Here is a 7,048-nt window from a genome sequence, read left to right on the forward strand (position 1 = left end):
CGGCGCCTTCCCCACAGCAGCGTTGATTAAGTGCAGCGTGTATCAGAAGTGGAAAGCAACCTGGGCAATGACTGCCGCGGCCACGAAGCTCGCCGTGAACGTCATCAGGGCGACGATGACGACCTTCCAACTCAGTGAGCGCAGCGCCTTGACGTCGCGGCCCAGCGACATGCCGATCAGGGCGATCATGGGCAGGCCCGCGAAGAGGACGTTGATGTTCTGCGCGGCCGAGGCGACGAACGGACCGATGGGGATGAACGTCGCGGAGGCAATGGTGGCCAAGGCCAGGACCCAGATGCTGGACGGGACCACCGGGACCAGCTTCGCGAGCACGAGAGCGACGGCGGTGAGGGTCAGGAGGATGAGCACGCCGACGACGTCCAGCGGCCTGGCTGAACCGGTGCCCAGGGCGTTCAGCAGGATGCCGGCGATCCCGGTCGCAGCGAAGGCAATGAGCCACGTCCTGGGTGTCCGGACAACAGTGGGGTCCTCTTCGATGCCGTCGACGTCCACTGCGTCGATGCCCGACGCCCCATCAGAATCCGTCTCCGCCCGGCCCAGGCCTGCCGGGTTTGAGCGGCCCGCCGAGACGCCACTCGCAGCACCAACGACGGCGCCGCGGCGGACACGGCGGCCGAGGTCGTCCCGTCCGAAGATGCGTGACCACATCTTGTAGAGCTTCTGGCACATCGGCAGTGCGATAAAGACACCGGCATAGAAGCCAACGATGTTGGTGACGAGGTTGGAGAGTGCGGCGAGGGCCATGATTTCCCCGGCCATCTCGGGATACAGGATGGACAGGGCGCCGACGCCCCCGAGCATCATGGAGGCCGAACCCAGGCCGAGGCCCAAAGCGAGGGCCCGGGGATCAAAGAAGTCGAGCCCGCCGAGAAGGCCTGCCAGGAGGGAGATGAATACGGCGCCAAAGACGCTGCCGAGCACCCATACGGCGAATACTCCGCGGTATTCGGGGGAGCGGACGCCGAAGCGCTGGATGGCGAAAGCAAGGTAGGACTCGCGGTCGATCGACCATGTGGCGCCGATGGCTGAGCGGCCCAAACCAAGGGCAACGGCGACCGGCAGTGCCAGGATCACTGTGCCGACGACATGCCCCACCTCCTGCAGGAGTATTGCCGGGCCCATGTCGGTGAACTTCGTCAGCGACGGGCCAATCTGGGTTCCGAGACCCGCCAGGAAGAAGACGATGGCCACGTCCATCAGGTGCGTGGACACGGCACGGGAACGCCCTCCGATTGGCTTCCATTTCTGGACTCCGAGGAACCCGCCGATAAGTACGGTCCACAGGATGGGCATCAGGACTATTGCGGCCGGGCCGAGCTGGAACTTATGGGTGCCGATCATGATGGCCACGGCACAGATGGCGGTGGAGAGCGCGATCATCGCGGCCCACGTGGCGGGGCGTGCACGGAAGGAAGGGGCAGGGGGTGTGTCCGCCAGGGCGGTGATGGAGCCGTCTGTGGTCGTCGCTTCATTGCGCATGACGCAGGCCTTTCGAGAAGGATCAGGTATCAGAACAAACGAATCTCGCCGTATCGCGGGATCTTGTGTTTGGTATACCAAATGACTGTATACTCGTACCCATTGAGAGGCAAGTCACATTTTTTTGGGAGGCGCGTTGTACAGGAAAATTTCTGCCCGGTACGTTCTGGGGTTCGATGGAACACGGCACACGCTCATCGAGGACGGCGAGGTGGTCTTCGACGGGGAGTCCATCGTTTTCGTGGGACGCGACTACCGGGGGCCGGTCGATGAGGAGCGCCACTATGGCCAGAGCCTGGTCATGCCCGGCCTGATCGACCTCGACGCCCTCGCCGACATCGATCATCTCATCCTGGACTCATGGCCCTCGCCCGATATAGCGGCCGGCCACCTGTGGTCGGACGACTACTTCGAGCACCGCCGCCGGGACGTGTTTACTCCAGCGGAGCGCGCCACGGTCCGCGAGTTCGCCTTGGCGCAGCTCGCCCTGCACGGCATCACCACCTACATGCCGATCGCCTCGGAGATCCACAGTTCGTGGGCTGAGAGCCTCGATGAGCTGGTGGACATGGCGGAGACCAGCCGGCGGATCGGGCTGCGCGGCTATCTTGGCCCCGCGTACCGGTCCGGGGTCCATGTCACCACCGCCGCAGGGGCCCGGGAAGTCCACTTCAATGAAGCCCTGGGGCTTGCAGGCCTCAGCGAAGCAGAGCGTTTTATGAACTATGCCGACGAACTGGCAGACCCGCTCGTCACCGGGGTGTTGCTGCCCTGCCGCATCGAGACGCTGTCTGAAGAGCTCATGCGGGAGACGGCGCGGATCGCCCGGGAGCGGAACGCGCTCGTCCGGCTCCATTGCCTTCAGTCCCCGCTCGAGGACGGACTCCTGCAGCGTTCGGCCGGGCGGGGCGTCCTGGAATTGCTCGAGTCCACCGGACTGTTCGGCACCCGCCTCCTCATCCCGCACGGCGTGGTGATCGACGGAAAGGGCCCGGCGGCGACGGCGCCGGGCGGCCCGCTGGACTTGCTCGCCCGTCACGGCGTCAGCATTGTCCACTGCCCGCTGACGTCGTTCCGCTACCAGAAGCAGCTTGTCTCGTTCGATCGTTTCCGGGAGGCCGGCATCAACCTCTGCCTGGGTACCGACTCCTTCCCGCCGGATCTTGTACGCGGCATGGACGCCGGCATGCACCTGACCCGGATGGTCGAAGAAAGGCCCGACGCCGGAGCCCTGGCCGACTACTTCGACGCCGCCACCCTCGGCGGCGCCCGGGCCCTCGGACGGGCCGACCTGGGAAGGCTTGCCCCCGGCATGCAGGCCGACATCACGGTTGTCTCCCTGGGCAGCTTCGGCGACGGCGTGGTCGAGGACCCGCTGCGCACTCTGGTGCTCAACGGGACGGCGCGCCAGGTGACCGACACCTTCGTGGCAGGACGCCCCGTGGTGGTCGGCGGCGGCCTGCCCGGCATCGACCTCGACGCACTGCGGGCTGACGGGCAGCGGCTGTTCGGCCAAATGCGGGCGGCCTACTCGGAACGGGACGTTCAGCGCCGGGAGGCCGACGAGCTGTTTCCGCCCACTTATCGGCACGCAAAAATCGCCAGCCCGGTCGCCATCCCATAGGGGACATCCGCGGAACGCCTAAGTACTCGCTCTTCTCTTGGTATACCAAGACTCACGATCCTTCACCTTTTGCCCGGCCGAACATCGCTCCGGCAGGGCCCATTCCCTTGGAGAAAACAATGTGCCTGCACGATCACACCCCCGCCGCCCCGCCTGCAGCCGCGCTTCCCCGCCGCGGCATCCTAGCCGGAGCGGCCGCACTGGCCGGAATCTCGATGGCAAGCCTGGCTGCCCAGCTCGGAACTGCCCCTGCCGCACATGCGGATGACAATCTTTCCGGCCCCGGCCCCGGCCCCGGCTACCCTGACCGGCCGGCTTCGCCGCAGCCCATGATCATCGAGGGCGGCACCATCGTGGACCCCAAGACGGGCAACGCCGTGGAAGACGGCGTCCTTGTGCTGGAAGGAGGCAAGGTAGCCGCCGTCGGAACCCGTGACGAAACACGGCGTGCAGTAGCCGCTCTGGCCGGCCGCGCCCGCATCATCAATGCGTCCGGGCGCTGGGTCCTTCCCGGCCTCATCGACGTGCATGTGCATGCGAACGCGCTGTCCGATGCGCGTGCCATCCTGCAGAGCGGCGCGACCAGCGTCCGGAGCGGGTCGAGCAGCTTCTATCAGGACGTCGCCCTGGCTGCCCTGCCCGACTGGGCCGCAGGAGCCTCGCCCAGGATGAGCCCGGCCGGGCTGTTCATTTCACCTGAGCTGGGGGACTCGCTCCTGGCAGATCCGGACCTTGCCCCGCTCGCCTCCGTGTCCGGAGGAGTCACGGAGCCGTCGGACCTTGCCTACCTCACGCGCGTCAATCTGAAACGCGGCGCGAAGGTGATCAAGACCCGGGCCAACCCCAGGGCAGGCCTGCCGGAACAGGACCCCCGCGAACTCGTCTACAACTACGAGCAGCTCTCCGCGGTGGTCAAGGCCTCGGGCAAGGCGGGCGTGCTGTGCCACGCCTACAGCGCAGAGGGGATCGACGGTGCCGTCCGGGCCGGTGTGCGCAGCATCGAGCACGGCGTCTTCGTCACCGAGGAGACCATCTCCCGGATGGCCAGCCGTGGCACGTACTTCACACCCACCTTGGACGCCATCACGAGCATGGCGCGCTCGGCCAACCCGGTCCTTGCTGCCCGCGGCAAGGAGTACACGCCGATCATCAAGGCAGCGGTGAAGGCTGCCCATGAGACCGGTGTGACGGTGGTGGCGGGGACGGACTCCTTCGGCTCCGATGTGACCCCGATCGGAACAGAAGTACGTCTTCTTGGGGAAGCCGGGCTTTCCCCACTGGACGCGCTCAGGGCCGCGACAGTGAATGCCGCCGCGCTGCTCGGGTGGGGTGAGCATGCGGGACGCCTGGTGCGCGGTTCCTTTGCAGACGCCGTCATCGTGGACTCTGATCCCTTGAACAGCGCCTCGGCCCTGGAGCAAGTCAGCGCCGTGGTGGCGCAGGGAGCCCTCGTCCGGAATGACCTGTGACCGGACGTTACAGACAAGGGCGACTCCGCCCGCTCCCCACTCCGTAAAGCGCGGTCAAACGCGTCCTCCCACTTAGAGAGCCACCCATGACCCTGATTCTTAAAGCCTCCGAGCTCCAGGCCCTGGCCGACATGCCCGGGACGATCGCCGCCGTCGAACGCGCCTTTGCCGGCCTCAGCCGGGGCACCGCTGTCCAGCCCCCGCCGGATTCCCTTCTTCTGCCGTCGTCGGACGCGAGGTTCCTGCCGATGGCAGCACTCTCCGGCGCCGAGGAGCTGGCATCGGTGAAACTGCTGGCGGACATCCCCGCGAACCGGGAGTCGAGCCTGCCCACGCAGCGGTCCACGATCATGCTTGTCTCCCAGCTGACCGGAGAAACCCTGGCCATCCTGGACGGCAAAGTCCCCACCCGGGTCCGCACTGCCGCCGCCAGCGCCGTGGCAACGAAGCTGCTCGCCAGGCCCGGCAGCACCACCCTGGGGCTGGTGGGTGCAGGCGCCTTGGCAGTGGCGCACGTGGAAGCCATGCTGGCCGTCCTTCCGATTGAAAACGTGGTGGTCTGGTCCCGTTCCGCGGACACCGTGACGGCTTTCTGCGAGGAGATTTCCCATCACGGCCTGTGCGTCAGGCGGGCGTCCACCGTCCAGGAAGTTGTCGAGGCCGCCGACGTTCTGTGCACCCTCACACCGGCCGTTGAGCCTCTGGTGAAGGGCGAATGGTTCAGGCCCGGACTGCACGTGAACGCCGTCGGATCCCGTCCCCGGGCCGATCACCGGGAAATTGACTCGGCAGGCATGGTGAGGGCGAGGGTCTTCGTGGACAGCCTGGCCACGGCCAAGGCCAAGTCCGGCGGGCTGATCATCCCGGTGGCCGAAGGTGTCATGGGCTTTGAGGACGTGGAAGCAGAGCTTGGCAACGTGGCGGCCGGGACACGGGCAGGGCGCCTTGGCGATGAGGACGTAACCTTGTTCAATTCGGTAGGTATCGGTCTGCAGGACCTTGCCATTGGCCGGCTCCTGTACGACGCTGCGCTCAGCCAGGGGGTCGGCATCCAGGTGGAGCTGAATAACTGAGCCGGACGTACGATGCTGCAGCAATAACGGGAGGAACGAATGACAGCCCAAGCGGAATCGCCCGCGTCCTCGGCTGACACTGCCCGGGAACGGATCCGGGAACTGATCATCTCAGGCGACTTCGCGCCAGGGTCCCGGCTCAGGGAACGTGATCTGTCCCAGACATTGGATGTCTCCCGCGTGCCTGTCCGGGAGGCCCTTCAGCAGCTCGAAGCCGAAGGATTCATAGACACCTCCCCGCGGCGCGGTGCCACCGTCAAACAGATCACGCTGCGCGATGTCAACGAACTCTTTGATGTGCGGCTCAGCCTGGAAGTCCTCGCCGCGCGGCTCGCTGCCCAGGCTGCGGCAAGTGGCCGGTCGCCGGCGCGGCTGCAGCAGATGATGGACCAGGCGGAAGAGGCGACCCTGCGCCACGACCACGCGCAGATACCGCTCAGCAATACGGCCTTGCATGCAGAGATCGTGGCGATGGGGGGCAATTCGCTGTTGGAGTACTCCATGAAGCCGCTGCTGGGGAGGATGCAGTGGCTCTTCACCCTGACGGGGCACCGTGACCCCCTGGTTCAGTGCGCGGAGCACCTGAGCCTGTGCAAGGCCATCTATGACGGCAAGGCAGAGCTGGCGGCGGCGCTGGCCTTCGCACATGTGGAGCTGGGCCGCGAACCATCGCTCCAAGGACTGGCCGGGCGCCTGCCGGAAGGCTGACCGTTCGCCGTAGGGGAGCGGCACCAAACGCAAACGGACGACGGCGGGACGTCCCGCTGTCGTCCGCTCGCTCAGACCATGCGGCTCAGGGTATTCCCTTCAGCCGAGTAGTGCATTTTGTAAGAAGGGCTGACGTTCTCCGAGTGCTTCGCCTATCGCTGGACAGGGCCGCGCGCGCCTGTCCATGACCCATCTTTGCGTTCTCTGCCGTACCTGAAATGGATCGACATGACGGCGTCCACCAACGCGAGGTCTACCGGTCTGGATAGCCGCCAGGCCACTTCTTCCAAGGGCGTCGGCATGGCAGCGATGGCGACGAGAAGGCGGTCGAGGTCACTGGCAGGCGCAGTCACAGGTAGCTCTTAACGCTCGCGCGGAGTGCTTCAGTGTGCTCGTAGATTTCTTCCAGCGAGCTGATGGGTACCCGGGTCTCTTCCTTATTGACGTCGAATATTCCGAGGTACTTCTGGGTGCGGTTGAAGTGTAGGCGCGCAATCGGCTTGCGGTTATTGTCGTCCAGCAGCACCGCGAAATAGGACTTGGCATCCCGCTGCACTACGCGAGCTGGCTTGACCTCACTGCAGACGATGGCCCGCACGATCTGGTATCCCTCGATTTCCTCGAGCGTTGTCTCCAAGCCATCGGCCTCGGCCAAGTCAGCTTCGGCCACAGGA

Annotated in this window: 5 protein-coding genes and 1 pseudogene; 4 read left to right on the forward strand and 2 right to left on the reverse strand. The window is 65.7% G+C overall.

All coding sequences use genetic code 11. The annotated features are described in order from the left end of the window. Positions 1-42: 42 nt before the first annotated feature. The gene (locus AC6CH3_RS18045; protein ID WP_498133725.1) at positions 43-1,500 is read right to left on the reverse strand and encodes a DUF3100 domain-containing protein; all 1,458 of its coding nucleotides are present in this window, start codon (positions 1,498-1,500) and stop codon (positions 43-45) included. A gap of 136 nt (positions 1,501-1,636) precedes the next feature. Here AC6CH3_RS18045 and AC6CH3_RS18050 point away from each other — a divergent pair, with 136 nt between their 5' ends. The 4 genes from AC6CH3_RS18050 to AC6CH3_RS18065 all read left to right on the forward strand — a co-directional run bounded on the left by AC6CH3_RS18050 (position 1,637) and on the right by AC6CH3_RS18065 (position 6,374). After that, positions 1,637-3,124: an amidohydrolase family protein gene (locus AC6CH3_RS18050; protein ID WP_498133726.1), complete on the forward strand. Its 1,488-nt coding sequence runs from the start codon at positions 1,637-1,639 to the stop codon at positions 3,122-3,124. 119 nt (positions 3,125-3,243) lie between these two features. Continuing rightward, positions 3,244-4,593 carry an amidohydrolase family protein gene (locus AC6CH3_RS18055; RefSeq protein ID WP_498133727.1) on the forward strand — a complete coding sequence of 450 codons (1,350 nt, stop codon included), beginning with the start codon at positions 3,244-3,246 and terminating at the stop codon, positions 4,591-4,593. Positions 4,594-4,679: 86 nt separating this feature from the next. Continuing rightward, entirely contained in the window at positions 4,680-5,666 is a 987-nt protein-coding gene (locus AC6CH3_RS18060) for an ornithine cyclodeaminase family protein (protein WP_498133728.1), read from the forward strand. A 39-nt stretch (positions 5,667-5,705) separates the two neighbouring features. Beyond that, positions 5,706-6,374, forward strand: coding sequence for a GntR family transcriptional regulator (locus AC6CH3_RS18065; protein WP_498133729.1), 669 nt, complete (start codon positions 5,706-5,708; stop codon positions 6,372-6,374). 349 nt (positions 6,375-6,723) lie between these two features. Here the strand turns inward: AC6CH3_RS18065 and AC6CH3_RS18070 are convergent. Then, positions 6,724-7,048: pseudogene (locus tag AC6CH3_RS18070) on the reverse strand (restriction endonuclease); the annotation flags it as partial.

The organism is Arthrobacter sp. GQ119, assembly GCF_059759125.1.